The sequence below is a fragment of the Serratia sp. CY27727 genome (genome assembly GCF_052169275.1).
GTDB classification, from domain to species: domain Bacteria; phylum Pseudomonadota; class Gammaproteobacteria; order Enterobacterales; family Enterobacteriaceae; genus Serratia; species Serratia sarumanii.
Genome location: NZ_JBJNLB010000003.1, coordinates 417,396 through 432,535, shown reverse-complemented (window position 1 = coordinate 432,535; position 15,140 = coordinate 417,396). Strand labels below are relative to the sequence as shown.

General features: G+C 54.9%; 12 protein-coding genes and 1 tRNA gene. 2 read left to right on the top strand and 11 right to left on the bottom strand.

Annotated elements, in window-relative coordinates; all coding sequences use genetic code 11:
* Positions 1-10: 10 nt before the first annotated feature.
* Positions 11-769: a DeoR/GlpR family DNA-binding transcription regulator gene (locus ACJ8HB_RS11670; RefSeq protein WP_033636877.1), complete on the bottom strand. Its 759-nt coding sequence runs from the start codon at positions 767-769 to the stop codon at positions 11-13.
* A gap of 201 nt (positions 770-970) precedes the next feature.
* Here ACJ8HB_RS11670 and ACJ8HB_RS11665 point away from each other — a divergent pair, with 201 nt between their 5' ends.
* Complete coding sequence (locus ACJ8HB_RS11665) at positions 971-1,687, top strand: helix-turn-helix transcriptional regulator (protein ID WP_094859871.1); 717 nt, start codon at positions 971-973, stop codon at positions 1,685-1,687.
* Positions 1,688-2,529: 842 nt separating this feature from the next.
* Here ACJ8HB_RS11665 and ACJ8HB_RS11660 read toward each other — a convergent pair.
* From ACJ8HB_RS11660 to ACJ8HB_RS11625, 8 genes are all read right to left on the bottom strand, one after another.
* Positions 2,530-2,922, bottom strand: a complete 393-nt coding sequence (locus tag ACJ8HB_RS11660; protein ID WP_060427293.1) for a VOC family protein — start codon at positions 2,920-2,922, stop codon at positions 2,530-2,532.
* A 1-nt stretch (position 2,923) separates the two neighbouring features.
* Positions 2,924-4,255, bottom strand: a complete 1,332-nt coding sequence (gene fucP, locus ACJ8HB_RS11655) for an L-fucose:H+ symporter permease (protein WP_060457141.1) — start codon at positions 4,253-4,255, stop codon at positions 2,924-2,926.
* Positions 4,252-5,781, bottom strand: coding sequence for a xylulokinase (locus ACJ8HB_RS11650; RefSeq protein ID WP_094859870.1), 1,530 nt, complete (start codon positions 5,779-5,781; stop codon positions 4,252-4,254). The genes fucP and ACJ8HB_RS11650 overlap by 4 nt, the downstream gene beginning before the upstream one ends.
* 65 nt (positions 5,782-5,846) lie before the next feature.
* On the bottom strand, positions 5,847-6,560 hold the full coding sequence (deoC, locus tag ACJ8HB_RS11645; protein ID WP_202394103.1) for a deoxyribose-phosphate aldolase: 714 nt from the start codon (positions 6,558-6,560) through the stop codon (positions 5,847-5,849).
* A 191-nt stretch (positions 6,561-6,751) separates the two neighbouring features.
* Positions 6,752-8,137 (bottom strand): GntP family permease, encoded by a 1,386-nt coding sequence (locus ACJ8HB_RS11640; protein WP_074027173.1) that lies wholly within the window; start codon positions 8,135-8,137, stop codon positions 6,752-6,754.
* The gene (gene denD / locus ACJ8HB_RS11635) at positions 8,137-9,102 is read right to left on the bottom strand and encodes a D-erythronate dehydrogenase (protein ID WP_094859868.1); all 966 of its coding nucleotides are present in this window, start codon (positions 9,100-9,102) and stop codon (positions 8,137-8,139) included. The genes ACJ8HB_RS11640 and denD overlap by 1 nt, the downstream gene beginning before the upstream one ends.
* Before the next feature lie 30 nt (positions 9,103-9,132).
* Positions 9,133-9,900: a DeoR/GlpR family DNA-binding transcription regulator gene (locus tag ACJ8HB_RS11630; protein ID WP_033636886.1), complete on the bottom strand. Its 768-nt coding sequence runs from the start codon at positions 9,898-9,900 to the stop codon at positions 9,133-9,135.
* 55 nt (positions 9,901-9,955) lie between these two features.
* On the bottom strand, positions 9,956-10,210 hold the full coding sequence (locus tag ACJ8HB_RS11625; protein ID WP_133160070.1) for a hypothetical protein: 255 nt from the start codon (positions 10,208-10,210) through the stop codon (positions 9,956-9,958).
* A gap of 82 nt (positions 10,211-10,292) precedes the next feature.
* Here ACJ8HB_RS11625 and ACJ8HB_RS11620 point away from each other — a divergent pair.
* A tRNA-Leu gene (locus ACJ8HB_RS11620) sits at positions 10,293-10,377 on the top strand.
* A 314-nt stretch (positions 10,378-10,691) separates the two neighbouring features.
* On the opposite strand, the gene ACJ8HB_RS11615 is transcribed toward ACJ8HB_RS11620, so the two are convergent.
* The gene (locus tag ACJ8HB_RS11615; RefSeq protein ID WP_094859867.1) at positions 10,692-13,901 is read right to left on the bottom strand and encodes a type I restriction endonuclease subunit R, EcoR124 family; all 3,210 of its coding nucleotides are present in this window, start codon (positions 13,899-13,901) and stop codon (positions 10,692-10,694) included.
* A 14-nt stretch (positions 13,902-13,915) separates the two neighbouring features.
* Entirely contained in the window at positions 13,916-15,139 is a 1,224-nt protein-coding gene (locus tag ACJ8HB_RS11610; RefSeq protein ID WP_047569551.1) for a restriction endonuclease subunit S, read from the bottom strand.
* Between the last annotated feature and the right edge of the window lies 1 nt (position 15,140).

The following is a 15,140-nucleotide window of genomic DNA, read 5'->3' as shown; positions in this document are numbered from 1 at the left end:
TTGTTGGGGGTTAGCTGACGCTCAACAGCGCAATGCCGGCATCCTGATAGGCCTGCGCGTCTTCCGGCAGGCGATCCAGCACCAGGGTGTCGATCTGGGCAGGGGAGGCGAACTGCGCCAGCGAGGTGTTGCTCAGCTTGGAGTGATCGCACACCACGATCACCTGATTGGCATGCTCCACCATCGCGCGCTTGGTTTCGGCCAGCATGATGTCGGCCACGCAGGCGCCCTGTTTCAGCGATAGCGCGTTGGCGCCCATAAAAGCTTTGTCGATGTTCAGCGTATCCAGCAGCGAACGGCCGTTGATGGCGACCGCGCAGTGATAACCCTTTTTGACGATGCCGCCCAGCAGGATGATCTGGATCGATTCGACGTCTTCCAGACTCTTGGCGATCATGAAATCGTTGGTGACCACGGTCAGGTTGCGGCGCTGGCGCAGATGGCGGGCGATTTGCAGGGTGGTGGTGCCGGTGTCCAATACGATGATGTCGCCGTCTTCCACCAGGCCGGCGGCCAGTTGACCGATTTGCTCCTTGGCGCTGAGGTTCACCTCTTCACGCTGATCGGAACCGACCTCGAAGCTGGCGCGGGTGCGCAGAATGGCGCCGCCGTGGGTGCGCGTCAGCATGCCGGCGTCTTCCAGAATGCGCAGATCGGTGCGGATGGTGGCGCCGGAGACGTTAAAGCGCGAGCTCATTTCCCCCACGGAGAGCTTGCGCTTCTCCTTGAGAATGGCGAGGAGTTTTTCCTGGCGCTCTTCTGCGAACATGCTCACTCATTCACTCCTGACAGGCACAATGGACGTGCGGCTAATATACCCCGCGCATCGGCGGCAGGCAAAGCGCTTGCCGGCCGCCGCTGGCAATATTCCAGCGGGCATTATCCGTGCGAGATGCGAAGGTTACGGCGCACCGATCCTTTTTGGTATAGTCAGTTCAGCGGTAGGTTGGGCAGAGGGAGCACGCAGCCAATGGAAGACGAATACAATCTCAGCAATATCATCGGCAAGCGACTGGAGGCGGCGTTGGGAGAGTTGGGCGATCTCCTGTGGGCGTATGTGGTGTTATCCAAAAAAGACATTGCCTGCATCTTTGGCGTCACCAACTACCCGAGTGAATGGGTAAAAAAGTATCAAGAGCAGGGGTTGCAGTATATTGATCCGGTGGTGCTTACCGCCCGCAACCGCCTGACCCCGTTCGCCTGGGACGAGCAAATCATGGCTGACGCAGGGCTGCACTTTCCCGAGTTGTTCGAACAGGCCCGCGAGTTTGGCGTAACGCACGGCTATACCTTCGTGCTGCACGATTACAGCGACAATCTCGTCACGCTTTCCTTTGCCTTCAACGTTGAGCAGAGAGCGGAAGCCATCCAGGCGCTCACCGATCGTAAAGGTGAAATCTCGGTATTGCTGGCCTCAATCCATGAGTCGTATCTGGCACTATCCCCACTTTCAGAAAAAAACGCCGTAGCCCTGGAGAGAAATGCCCGCTTTACCGACAGGGAAAACGAGATCCTTTATTGGGCCAGCGTGGGTAAAACCTACCAGGAAACGGCGATGATCCTGGGCATAAAAACCGGCACCATCAAGTTTCATATGTCCAACGTCATCAAAAAGTTGGGGGTAACGAATGCCCGACATGCCGTGCGCCTGGGGATGGAGCTTCGGTTGATTAAACCGGTGGAGTGACTGGCTCGCTAGCCCGCGGCTAGCGTACCCGTGGAATACGGAGGCACGGCTGCGCATAAATCATCAGTCGGGATACGTCTGAAGGGAGAAAATATCGGCTGGCGAACAGCGTTTTTCGATTCAAGAAATGATGGGCGTCAATCGGTATTGATTTGGTCGCGTGTCGGTTCACGTTGAGGACGTAATATAGAGTACCTGCCCCGATCTCTGCGATATGAAATAATCACCTGCATGAACTGATAAAGGTCTAGTAAGGGACTGTACTTTAGTCTAACTGGTTTCACACCCTTCAAGGCGATAGACTTCCTAGTGTAATGTTTTAATAAAAAATACAAAAAAAACCTGACCGCGTAGGGTCAGGTTGCCAATATTGGCCAACACCAGGGAAAATTTTCTTACATCATCTTAAAGCTATTAACTCCGCAGAGGCAAGTGTTCTCTGCTGGTTTTTACGCGTTAAACCACCATTTTGTTACGTGTGTATGCTATTTTTATGGTGATTTAAGATAAAACTCATCTAATGGAATTACTCTTTCGCCTTTGCGAACGCTATTATGATTTTTTATTTCCCGCCTGATTTTCACCAATGAAAAAATAGTGTTCTAGGAATGTTAAGTAAACTCATTCTTTATTGGCTGACACATGGATATGCAATTATTTGCAGTGTTGCCATTGCGGTTGGGGATTATTTGGCGCAGCCTGGTAGGGCGCTTGAGGGAATGTGGGCGATGGCCGATAAGGCGCATGGCTATGGCGGTAAAGGCTCGTGTGCTGACAAAAAATCGAATGAGGCCCGATGGCTTATCACAGCCATCGGGCCTTGTGCTATGTGGGAAGAAACATTACAGCGGCTGGCTGAATTCCACCCGCTCGCCGTCCGGCCCGGCGATCATCAGATAACGCACGCCGTTGGCACCGCTGGGCTGCAGCGTCGGCCCTTCAATCACCGGATACCCCAGCTCCGCCAGCCAACGCTGCGTGGCCGCCAGATCGATGACCCGCAAAGCGATATGGTCGATGCCATAGGCGTTGGTGGGGCGAGTCAGCCCTTCGTCGGGTAGCTGGTATAACTCCAGCGTTAGCTCACCCAACTGCAAAAACTGTACGGCGACGGGGCCGTCGAGCGCCAACGTTTGTCGGGGTTCGAAACCGAGTGAACGATAGAAGCCGGCGGCTCGTTCGATATTCGCGCAGCGCAAACCGACGTGCATCAACCCGTTAATCCGGTGTGCCATATCAAATCCCCTTGCGCGCGCAGTAGAAGCCATAGAAGGCGACGTAGGCGAAGCAGACCAGCGGTACTGCAAAGGCGATCTGCATATCGCCGCCGTTGAGATCGGAGATGATGCCCATGAGTAACGGCACCACCGCGCCGCCGATGATCGACATCACCACGATCGAACCGGCCACCTGAGTTTCTTCGCCCAGCCCTTTGATCGTCAGGCCAAAGTTGGTTGGCCAGCACAGCGCCATGCAAAAGTTAACGCCCATGATCGCCACCACCGCCAGCAGGCTTTGGATGTTGACGGCCAGCAGCAACAGCAGCACGCATACCGAACAGAACACGCCGAGCAACCGCGCCGGGCTGAACTTTTTCATCAGCGCGGTGGTGACCACCTTGCCGGCCGAGTAACAGACCAGCGTGGCTAGCAGCCAGTAGGTGGCTGAATGCTCGGTTGCGCCCTGTTCAATCATTTGCACAAAACGAATGGTGAAACTCCACAGCCCTACCTGCGCGCCGACATACAGGAACTGCGACAGCACCCCCAACCGGAAGCGCGGCAGCGCCAGCAGGATCTTCAGCGATTGCATCAGCGGCTTGCCCGCTCCCTGGTGCGAGCGTTGGGTTTTGCAGGCGGGGAATTTCACCGCCACGAAGATCAGCGCCAACACGATCAGCACGCTGCCGATGATCAGATAAGGCGTGACCACCTGCGACACCATCTGGGTGCGCGCCGCTTCGGCCACAGCCGGTGGCATTTGCAGCAGCTCGGCGTGGCTGGGATCGTTTTTGCCGAACACCAGCTGCTGGCCGATCAAGACGCCAAAAATGATCCCCAGCGAGTTGAAGATCTGCGAGAAGTTGATGCGCTGGGTGGAGGTTTCCAGCGGCCCCAGCAGGCTGGAGTAGGTATTGGCGGAGGTTTCGAGGAACGACAGCCCGGTAGCGATCACCCCCAGGCAGGCCAGGAAAGCGCCGTAGGTCATGATCTGCGCCGCAGGAATAAACAGGAAACAGCCGAGTGCGTACAGGCACAGGCCGATCACGATCGCCACCTTGTACGAGTAGCGTTTGATCACTGCTGCGGCGGGCAGCGCCATTACGAAGTAACCGAGGAAGAAGATCGACTGCACCAGCGCGGTCTGGGTATCCGACAGATCGAACCCCTTCTTGAACTGTGCGATCAGAATATCGTTCAGGTTGCCGGCCATGCCCCACAGGGCGAACAGGCAGCAGACCAGCATCAGCTGAAGCCAGGGCGTGGCGGGCAGATAGGCGCTGCGGTCGATACTTTCGGCCGTGGCGTGCTGCGCGATGTCGCCCTTGTTAATCAGAGAGTCGCTCATTGCGGTGTTCCTTCATCCGGAGAAAAAGAGAACGAGCTAATAACGTCAAGCTGTTCGTAGAGGGGTTGCGCCTGGCGGTAGAGCTGTTCGAACAGCTCGAAGCAGCGCAGGTAGTGCTCTTGCTGGCGCGGATCGGGGGTAAATTCGCGCTCGATGCTGACGGTGCGGCTCACCCCCTGGGCAAAACTGCTGAACAGCCCGACGCCGACCCCGGCGACGATCGCGCAGCCGGTGGTGCCGTTCTCCTGATTGCGCGTCTGCAGCAGCGGCAGGTTATAGACCGAGGCTTTGATCTGCAGCCACAGCGGGCTGCGTGCGCCGCCGCCGGAGGCGATCATTGCCTCCGGCTCCTGTGCGTGGCGCCTGAGCTGCTGCAGATTACGCAGGGAGGCCAGCGCTACGCCCTCCAGCACCGCGCGGTAGAGATGCGGCTGCCTATGCTTGCGCTGCAGGCCGAAGAACTGCGCGCGCGAGTTGGTGTGTTCCGCCAGCCGCTCGCCGGTCAGGTAGGGCAGGAACAGCAGCCCTTCGACGCCCGGCGGCACCTCGGCCGCCATATCGAGCATCTGCTGATGGCTGAGTTGGCCGGCGCTCAGCGCCGAACGCGCCCAGCGCATGGCGTCGCCACCGGCATCGAGCAGGGTAAAACCGCCCCAGGCCGAGTTGGCCAAGTGCAGGTTGTTGACGCCGGCGGAGAGCAGCGGGTGTTCCGAGACCACGGTGAGCAGCGTGGAGGTGCCGGTGCTGTCGGAGGCGATGCCGGCCTGATAGACGCCGGAGCCGAGCAGGGTAGCGGCCATATCCGCCGTGCCCGCCACCACCGGCACCCCCGGCGGCAGACCGGTAACGCTTGCCGCTGCGGGCGTAATGTGGCCAATCACCTCGCTGGAGAGATGGATGGCGGGCAGCTGATCGGCGCGCAGCCCGAACTGCCGCAGCGCCTCTGGCGACCACTGCAGCGTGGCGCTGTCCATCAGGTAATAGCAGGAGGCTTCGCTGTAATCGGTGGCGCGTACGCCGCAGAGCCGGAAATTGACGTAATCCTTCGGCATCAACACCGTAGCGATGCGCTCCCACTGCGATGGGTGATGCTCGCGCAGCCAGGCCAACTTGAACGCCGGCCAGGCGGCGGTGGGGGGATTGTTCAACAGTTCAAGCCAGGGCTGCGGCGGCTGTTGGTGGCTAAAGCGCGCCACCTGCGGCTGCGCGCGTTTGTCGTTCCACAGCATGGCGCGATCGACGACCAGTTCGCCGTCGGTATCGAGCAAGACCGTGCCGTGCATCTGCCCGCAGGCGCCGACGGCGGCGATACGCGGCCAGTATTCGGCGTAGCGCGCGTACAGCTCCTGCGTACATTGGCAGACACTCTGCCACCACAGTGAAGGCGGTTGTTCCGACCAACCGGCCTGCTGCGTGATCTGCTCGTACTCGCGCTGCGCGAAGCCAAGGATTTCCCCGGTGTTGGTGACCAGCCCGGCGCGGGTGCTGCCGGTGCCGATATCAAGGGTAAGAAGTAAATCTTTCATTGTTATCACTCCCGTGGCGGATGGCGGGGCCACCCGCAGAAGCGTGCGCTGGGATCGCGCAGGATTTAGTTATCGTTCAGTTCCGGGAACAGGCCTGGATCCTGTTCAAGCTGCTCCAGCACGCGCTGGGTGGCCGCCGTGCTCATGCCAAAGCGGCGTACGCCCAGCCGATACAATGCGCGCACCGTGTCCAGATCGCGAATGCCGCCTGCCCCTTTGATCTGGATGCGGCCGCGCAACTGATCGGCGATGATCGCCACTTTCTCCACCGTGGCGCCGGTCGGTGCCCAGCCGGTGGAGGTTTTCACCCAGGCCATGCCGACTTCGACGGCGATATCGCACACCCGACGGATCTGCAGCTCGTTCAGATAGTGCGTCTCCAGAATGACTTTGGCCGGCACCGGCGCTGCGGCCTCGACTACCCGGCGCAGATCTTCGCGCACGTAGTCGTAATCCCCCGACAGCACCTTACCGATGTTCACCACCATATCGACCTCGCGCGCGCCCTCGGCGATCAGCTGGCGCACCTCCTGCACCTTGAGATCGGTGGTCTGCCCGCCGCCGGGAAAGCCGACCGGCCCGCCAATCATCACGTCCGCCTGGCCGCGTTCCGGCAGCAGGGTGCTGAGGAAACGCGTCCAGCACGGCAGCACGTGTACCGAGATGATGCGATAGCGGCTGGCCAGCGCGGCGCAGTGGCGCACGTCTTCCTCGGTATTGGTGGCCTGCACCGCGCTCAGGTCGATCAACCTGGCCATGCGTCTGGTTGTTTCATTCATTGCGTTTATCCTTCTTTTATTTTCATTTGATTTTATTTATTCACCTTATTCTCTTTCATATGGCTTTAAAATCAGCATTTGGTGAAATTGTGATCGGATCTGCGGTTTTGTGGTGAGGGGCGTGAAAGGGAGAAGAAAAAAAGGGCGCGATCTAACAGATCGCGCCCTGGGGGTTGACGTTGGGGGAAGCGTTACAGCAGCCAGTCCAGCAACACCACGCCGCACAGGCTGATGGCCCAGGCGATAGTGGTGGGTACCGACCACACCATCATCTGTTGGCGCACGTCCTTGATGCCCATCATGCGGTTGACCACCCAGAACATGCTGTCGTTGAAGTAACTGAAGAACAGCGCGCCCAGGGTGGCCGCCTGCGCCGCCGCCAGCATATTGACGCCGGGCAGCAGGCTGACGATCGGCGCCGAGATAGAGGCGGCGGTGATCATCGCCACCGTGCCGGAGCCCTGTATCACCCGCACCAGCGTGGCGATGACGAACGGGATCAGCACCGGCGAGATCGGCAGCCCGGCGACCTGTTCCGCCAGCTGCGTGCCGGCGCCGCTCTCGCGCAGCACCGCCCCCAACGCGCCGCCTGCGCCGGTAACCAGCAGGATGATGCCGGCGGTCTGCAGGCCTTCCTCCAGCCGCTCCAGCGTGTCGTGCTTGTTGGCGTGCGGCATCAGGGTGTACACCGCCAGCAGCACGCTGATCGCCAGCGCGATCATCGGCGAGCCGAGAAACGCGAAGCTTTGGCCCCACAGGCTCTCCGCCAGCCAGCCCATGCCCTCGCGTTTGGCCAGCATATTGTTGACCGCGTTGACGAAGATCAGCCCGATCGGCGTCAGGATCGGCAGCAGCGACAACATCAGGCTCGGCAGCGCCTTGCCCTCTTTCTCCGCCAGATACTGCTGATGCGCGGCGCGCAGATCCTGCGGCGCTTCCTCTTCCTGCGGCATAAAGTCCGGGTAGCGCGCGCCCAGCCAGCGCGCATACAGCACGATGCCGATCACGCAGGGAATGGCCAGCACCAGCCCGGCCAGCATCATGGCGCCGATATCCACGCCGAAGATGCCCGCTACGCCCAGCGGCCCTGGCGTCGGCGGTACCGCGTGGTGGGTGAGGATCAGCCCGCCCGCCAGCGCGACGCCAAGCGTCAGCAGGTTGCGCTTGCCCTTTTTCGCCAGCGCCTTGACCAGCGGATAAAGGATGACGAACGCCGAATCGACGAAAATCGGGATACTGACGATATAGCCGGTGATGGCCAGCGCCCACTCCTCGCGCCTTTTGCCCAGCCATTTGATAAAGCTGTAGGCGATTTGCTCGGCGGCGCCGGAGACCTCCAGCACCCGGCCCATCATCACCCCCAGCCCGATGACGATGCCGATGCTGCCGAGCGTGGAGCCGAAGCCCTTGGTGATGGCGTCGACGGTTTGCGTGGCACCCATGCCGCCGGTAATGCCGGCGATGGAGGCGGCGATCAGCATGGCGATCAGCGCATGCACGCGGGTGCGCAGCACCAGGAAAATCAGCGCAAACACCGCCACCGCCAGCCCGATGATTGGGGTATACATCGCCATGATCAGCCCCCGCCTTGCGGCATGTCGTCGCGGATAAAGGCGCGGATCGCCTGCTCGAAGCTTTCATCGGCAGTGAAGCCCAGCTGCTGCGCCCGCCGGGTGTCGAACTCGCCCGGCCAGCCGGCGACGATGCGGTTGATGGCGGCGTCCGGCTCGAATCGCACCCGTGCGGCGACGGCGTCACCGGCCACCGCGCGCAGCGCTTCGAGCATCTCCCGCACGCGCACGCTGACGCCGGGCAGGTTGAGCGTGCGCAGCGCGCCGAACGCCGAAGCGGGCAGCGTGGCGGCGTGGATGAAGTTGCTCACCACCGCGGCCGGGCTGGAGAGCCACAGCGCCAGCTCGGCGTCTACCGGGCACACCGCCTGCTCGCCGTGCAGCGGTTCGCGGATGATGCCGCTGGCGAACGACGAGGCCGCCTTGTTCGGCTTGCCCGGCCGCACGCTGATGGTGGGCAGGCGCAGCACGCGGCCATCGACGAAGCCTTTGCGCGCATAGTCGTTGATCAGCAGCTCGCACATCGCCTTCTGCGCGCCGTAGGAGGATTGCGGGGTGACCGCACAGCGATCGTCGATCACCGGCGGCAGCTCGCCGCCGAACACCGCCAGCGAACTGGTGAAAATGAACTTCATGCCCGGCGCCCGGTGGCGCGCCGCTTCCAGCAGTTGGCGGGTGGCGTCGAAATTGACCTGCATGCCGAGATCGAAATCGCTCTCCGCATGGCTGCTGACGATGGCCGCCAGGTGGAACAGCACGCCGCAGTCGGCGTCGATCAGCCGCTCCGCCGCGCCGGGCTGCGACAGATCGAGCGCCAGACACTGCAGGCGCGCATCCGGCAGCGGGGCGGGCGGCGGGGTGATGTCCACCAGGATCAGCGTGTCGAAGGCCAGCGGGCAGCTGCCGTGCAGCAGCGCTTTCGCCAGCCGCTGGCCGAGAAAACCGGCGCCGCCGGTGATGACGATATTCATATGGTGCTCCTTTCCCTAGCGTTGTTGTTATCAGAGTTGGACGTTGTGCAGTTGCAGACCGCGCTCGCGCAGCAGCTGCTGCGCCTCCGGCGGCAGCGCGGCGTCGCAGATGATGTCGCTCAGCGCCTCCAGCGGACAGACGCGGAACATGCCGTATTTGCCGTACTTGCTGCTGTCGGAGACCAGCACCCGGCGGCGGGCGACCTCCAGCAGCGCCTGCTTGACCAGCACCTTCTCCTCGTGCGGCGTGGAGAGGCCGTGCTCCAGATCCCACGAGCTGGTGCTGATGAAAGCCACGTCGATATTCAGGCTGCGCAACAGCATGGCGGCGCTGTTGCCGACGCAGGAGTAGTTGCGCTGATCCACCTGGCCGCCGGTGTGGAACAGGCTGAGCTGCGGGCGATTCATCAGGTGCTGGATGATGGAAAAATCGTTGGTGACGACCGTCAGATTGAAACGCTCCGCCAGGCTGCGGGCGATCTCGAAGGTGGTGGTGCCGGCGTCCAGATAGACCACCTGGCCGTCTTCCACCAAGCCGGCGGCGTATTTGCCGATCTCGCGCTTGTGGCGATGGTGCAGCTGCGCCTTCTCGCAATAGGCCAGCTCCTGGCGCAGCGCCTCGCTCAGGCGTACGCCGCCGCTGACGCTGACCACCTTGCCTTGCTCTTCCAGCACGCGGATATCGCGCCGCACCGTCATGTGGGAGACGCTCATCAGCTCCGACAGCGCGCTGATGCTCGCCAGCTGATATTCATGCACATAGCGATAGATGTAATCGCGGCGTTCAGACGGGATCATGTTCGCTCCTGTGGCCCCGGCGGCGGCAGGGGCGCCGCGAAGCTGTTATTTTTTGTTATGGAGGAACATCTTCAACCATCGCGATTAACAAGTAAGCGACAGTTATCACAAATGCCGGCGTGGGGCTTGGGGCGGTTTTGTTATTTAACTTTATGATTAATTGCTTATTATTGGGTTTTCTCGGCGTTTTTTCGTGCAACACCATGTTGTGATAATTAATGTGACGCGCCACAAGGTTTGTGAAGCGGGCGGGGCGGGAAAGCGGCGAGGAAGGGCCGGTAAACATGCGCTGCGGCGCTTTTTTCGACACTTAACTCATTGAACAACGGATAAGTGTTGCGTGACGATCGCGGGAAGGTATAATGCACCCGTTTTCCGCATACTACTTCAGTGCCGAAGTGGCGAAATCGGTAGACGCAGTTGATTCAAAATCAACCGTAGAGATACGTGCCGGTTCGAGTCCGGCCTTCGGCACCATTAAGTACCGCGCGAACAAGAAGCCACCGAAAGGTGGTTTTTTTGTGTCTGGGATCCAGTATCGGCAAGGTGTTCTTCGCTTTTTCACTTACCTGATTCAATCCGCATCAACTTACTGATGTGGGTACAACTACGGATATATCCCAGTTCGATAGTGCTTGTAACCATACCGAGCCCTTGAAAGGGCACTCTTCATAGCTTTGAGTTATGTGAAGGTTCGTTTTGTCAGGATATTAACAGTACCTCTAAAAAAAGAACACTCAGCATAAGTTTGGCAGGACTTACGCTGAGGGAGATACGTCCATTACATCACATCACATCACATCATCAACAAAGTCTTTGTCACTTAAGAAATCATCCATTTGTGCAAAAATAAACTGCTTTAAAAACTGATCAATACGAATATTTAGCTTGAATAGAGGTATGGTTATGCCGTCTTGTTTTTCAAAATAAGCCTTGGCTTTCGCTTTATCTACCGTTTCTTTTAATGCGTCAAAGCGACCAAAGTCGTTGAGATTATTATAATTAATACTATCAGACATTAATGCTATGAGTAGTCCTTTATCTAAACCAAGAGCATTAACAACTGCGTTTAATTGCGCATTTTCAGCGTTATCTTTGTAGGTGTTGATATAGTCTCTGAAAGTATGGCCTTCAAGTAACTGCGCATCACCACGCTGCAAGTCGTGCAAGAATAGCTTGGCGTATTTTTGCTCGCTTTGGGTGAGTGATGCAAACGACTTGTGCAGTTCATTTAATGTGGTTTCAATGTTCGCAGCGTCTTGGTGTTGGTTCAGTTCTTTTAAATATTTATCAAATCGGCTGTTCATGTAGTCGGCATCGATTTTTCCGGTATCTATTTCAGTTAAATAGCCACTGATATCAAAAGGCACATCGCCACCACTTGTGCCACTGCCATCACCTTTGGCAACCAACTCTTTGTAACGCAGAACTAGGCTCAGGTATGTTTGTTCGTCTATGGACAGAGTTACTTCATGTTCTACATCATTTCCAGTAAAGGAATAGATCGACTGCTCCCAATGCAAACCTTGTACTTTAGCCGCTTCTAGGTGGTGGCTAAATGTGTTAAATAATTTGGCGAATTGGGCACAGGTTTCTATATCGTCTGGCAGTTTTTCAAAATTTTCAACACCCGCACTGATAAACAGCTCGGTAATGTCTATCACTAATTCATTCATGGCTTTAAGGTTGCTTTCTAACTGATCTACAAACAAGCCGATAGGTCTGTCACCTGAATAAAGTTTTACCGCATCATTGATATGTTGCTCCATGGTGTGTGGATAGCGGTAATAACGAATAATACCGTGGGGTTTGTCCGGGCCAAACAAGCGATTGGTGCGCGAGAACGCTTGAATAATATTTTGGTATTTAATCACCTTATCTAAATACAAGGTATTAAGCCATTTAGAGTCAAAGCCAGTGAGCATTTGATCTACAACAATCAGTAAATCTAATTGCTTTGAAGGTTCGGTATGAATGCGCTCGTAGGGCTTTTTATGGGCAAGGCGTGCCGCTAAATCTTTCTTAAAGGCTGCATGGCGGGCAAAATCAAAATCCTGGCCATAACGCCCGTTATAGTCGGCCATAATTTCTTCCAGACCATCGCCCTTAAAAGTAGGGCCACGGTCGCCACTGCCGTCGTTATCAATGTTCGGGTCAAACAGGGCCGATACTTTAAGTTCAGGTTTGGCAGCTTTTAAATGACGGTAATAGTCAATGGCTTCGGCAATGCTGTTAGTGGCCAAAATGGCGTGGAATTTATTGCCCTGGCTGAGCACATCCCATTTATGCAGAATATCTTCCACCACCTTGGCTTGGTGAGTTTCGCTTAAATATTGGCTTTTCGGCACATAGTCTTCAATGCCTTTGTGGTACTTGCCTGTGGCGTCTTTATGGCCAGCCATAGGTACATCTTTCATAAAGTGGTTAAACTTTTTCTTTTTGGCCGGGTTATCCATGGCCTCCTTTACTGAACCGGTCTTGGCTTGCTCTAACGCTACTGCCTGTCTTAGATCGCTGTCTCTAAAGGTGGGGACTTTGTAAGGGTCGAAACCCAGCACGTTGCCATCGCGTATACCATCAGCAATACTATAGCGGTGTAGCTCGTTACCAAATACGGTACTGGTGGTATTGCCGTTTTTTTCGTTTTCTTCTTGAATTGGTGTCCCAGTAAAGCCAAAAAACAAGGCATGCGAGAAGGTACGTTTAATAATAATCAGCATGTCGCCAAAGGTTGAACGGTGCGCCTCATCGACAATAAATACCAAACGCTTAGCGCGAATTTTTTCAATATCTGCAGAGTTTGTGGCCTCGCCTTCATCATCTACCGTTTCAAAAATATTACTCATTTTTTGAATGGAGCTAACAATTAAGGTATCGGTAGGGGCGGTGCTTTTTAGTTTGGTAATGAGTACGTGAGTGTTTTCGGTGGCTTGAACGTCTTCGCCATCGCCAGCAAAATTGCGGTATTCCGCGAGCGACTGGGTGCCCAGTTCAATCCTGTCCATTAAAAAAATCACTTTATCGGCATCTTTGGATTGTGCAATCAACTGCGCCGATTTAAAGCTAGTCATGGTTTTACCCGAACCTGTGGTATGCCACACATAACCACCGAGGCGATCGGGATTATTGGCTGCGCTACCCAGTTGTTGCCAGTTGGTTTTGGCCACTTTGTCAGATATCGCATTGGCGGCGTAATACTGATAACTGCGCATTACCTTAAGTACGCCGTCGGTATCGTCGGCGACGGTATAAAAGCCAATCAACTGGTGCGCCATCGGGATAGAAAGCAAGGTAGAGGCGATTTCTTTCCAGTGGTTCATGGGCTCGTTATTAAAATCGGCCCAGTTAAACTGATAGTCGGGGTTAAACTTGCCGTCTAACCCTGGATTGGCAAAGTATTTTGTCTCATTTGGTTCCATTGCCACATAGACTTGGATAAGCGAAAACAGGCCACTAAATACGCCTTCTTTGCTGTACTTTTCAATTTGGTTTACGGCTTGGCTAACGGGAATGCCGCTGCGCTTTAGCTCTACATGAATTACCGGCATCCCGTTGATCAGTAGTAGCACATCGCCACGGCGGTCATTACGCAAAGGGCTACCGCGTTCAAATTTGGGTTGCTGCACAATTTGGTAACGGCTTTGGCCTGCGGCGATCTCCTGGCGGTCATATATTTTTAAGCTGACTTCTTTGCCCATATGCAAAGTATCGGCTGGGTTATCGCGCTTAATTGCCACAGTTTTACCGTTGATTAAACCGTTGAGCTTGAGCGGGGTTTTAAGCTCTTTGATTTGCTCAATAATTTTCTGCATTTCAGTCGAAGTAAGCGGAACATCGTTTAAACGATCCCGCTGGCGATTATTTTCAAACAAAATGTTTGCCCAGTTTTGCAGTAAATCGGCTTCGGTTTTGTTTTTGAGTATCTCCGGCTCCCAACCTTTGTTGGTGAGTACCTCAATAAAAGCCTGCTCAAATTGCGCTTCGGTTTTAAAGGTGGTCATGATGGCGCTTCCTGTTAGATAAACATTTTACTTAAGCAGGCCTGCTTGATTTTGTTGAGTTTTGTGATTTGTTGTTGGTACTGGTTGATTAGGTTGTCGAGTTTTTTGAAATAGTTGCCGATGGCGGTTTGTTCCTCTAAGCTAGGCATAAGAATTTTCATACGCCCAAGTTGCTTACCTGAAATTTCTAAAAAAGTGGAGCCAGATGCATGTTTAAGCGCAAAATCTTTGATTTGTTTACCCGCTGAAAAGATAAAATAGGGTGAATAACCCCCTTTAACTATAAGTGATTGAAAACCCTGATTAGTGGAGCCTGGTTTTGTAAGGATAGCCATGTCACCTATGCCCGCTCTGCTAGTAAAGAGAACGGTATTACCAGCAGGAAGTATCTTTGCTGAGCAACTTTTCAAACCTAGAGGTGTAATCTTTTTCTGACTACCTTCCGCATATACATTTTCTCCAATCTCAGTAGGTGAATACCAATCAATATCACCGTCCCAAAATTCAGAAATTGACGTACTGGGTGTTCCTCCCCCAATAATTTCAGCGATATCAGTACCTAACATCTTCTCTTCCCACACCCCACTAAACCCTTTAAAGCGAATCTCTGGGATGGTTTTGCTTTGTTTGGGGAACATCTTTTCCAGCATGGCTTTTTTAATGCTGCTGAGTTTATCATGTTTTTTTTGGTGTTGAGCGATTAGACTATCGAGCTTTTGGAAGTAGTCAGTGATATTTTTTTGCTCTGTAACCTGTGGAATGAAGATTGTTCTATTTTTCCAATCAGTAACGTCAAACACCAATTTTTCTATATCAACACCATAGGAGCTAATAAAAAATAGTTTGTGCATTTCAGGTCTGATTGAGATAACAGTCCAGTATCTAGCAGTTATATCATCGCTATCTGTGACAACAAGATACTCATTGGATACAACTGCGCCATCGAGATTGTCTGGCACAATTCCATTTGCGCCATGAACAACCTGCCGCTTTGAAATTAGGTAATCACCCGCTTCAACACTGAAGTAATTTTTAACTAATATGTTTTTCCCTTTAAGTACTGCTCTGGGCACTATACCTTCGTTACGGCGTTTTACTGTCACTAGTTGATATGAAGTGTTATCCATTAATTCGATGGGGCGTTTTATTTCAGTTAAAATTCTTCCAATTTTTTTATTTTCCCACTCTCTACTAAATTCCTTGAAGCGAATTTCTGGCACTTTTTTCTCCACACTCATC

What these genes read in the sequence shown, in the direction of transcription:
- ACJ8HB_RS11630 (WP_033636886.1), bottom strand. Translation starts at nt 9,900, where the DNA reads ATGATCCCGTCTGAACGCCGCGATTACATCTATCGCTATGTGCATGAA.
- ACJ8HB_RS11610 (WP_047569551.1), bottom strand. Translation starts at nt 15,139, where the DNA reads ATGAGTGTGGAGAAAAAAGTGCCAGAAATTCGCTTCAAGGAATTTAGT.
- denD (WP_094859868.1), bottom strand. Translation starts at nt 9,102, where the DNA reads ATGAATATCGTCATCACCGGCGGCGCCGGTTTTCTCGGCCAGCGGCTG.
- ACJ8HB_RS11660 (WP_060427293.1), bottom strand. Translation starts at nt 2,922, where the DNA reads ATGGCACACCGGATTAACGGGTTGATGCACGTCGGTTTGCGCTGCGCG.
- fucP (WP_060457141.1), bottom strand. Translation starts at nt 4,255, where the DNA reads ATGAGCGACTCTCTGATTAACAAGGGCGACATCGCGCAGCACGCCACG.
- ACJ8HB_RS11650 (WP_094859870.1), bottom strand. Translation starts at nt 5,781, where the DNA reads ATGAAAGATTTACTTCTTACCCTTGATATCGGCACCGGCAGCACCCGC.
- ACJ8HB_RS11670 (WP_033636877.1), bottom strand. Translation starts at nt 769, where the DNA reads ATGTTCGCAGAAGAGCGCCAGGAAAAACTCCTCGCCATTCTCAAGGAG.
- ACJ8HB_RS11665 (WP_094859871.1), top strand. Translation starts at nt 971, where the DNA reads ATGGAAGACGAATACAATCTCAGCAATATCATCGGCAAGCGACTGGAG.
- ACJ8HB_RS11615 (WP_094859867.1), bottom strand. Translation starts at nt 13,901, where the DNA reads ATGACCACCTTTAAAACCGAAGCGCAATTTGAGCAGGCTTTTATTGAG.
- deoC (WP_202394103.1), bottom strand. Translation starts at nt 6,560, where the DNA reads ATGAATGAAACAACCAGACGCATGGCCAGGTTGATCGACCTGAGCGCG.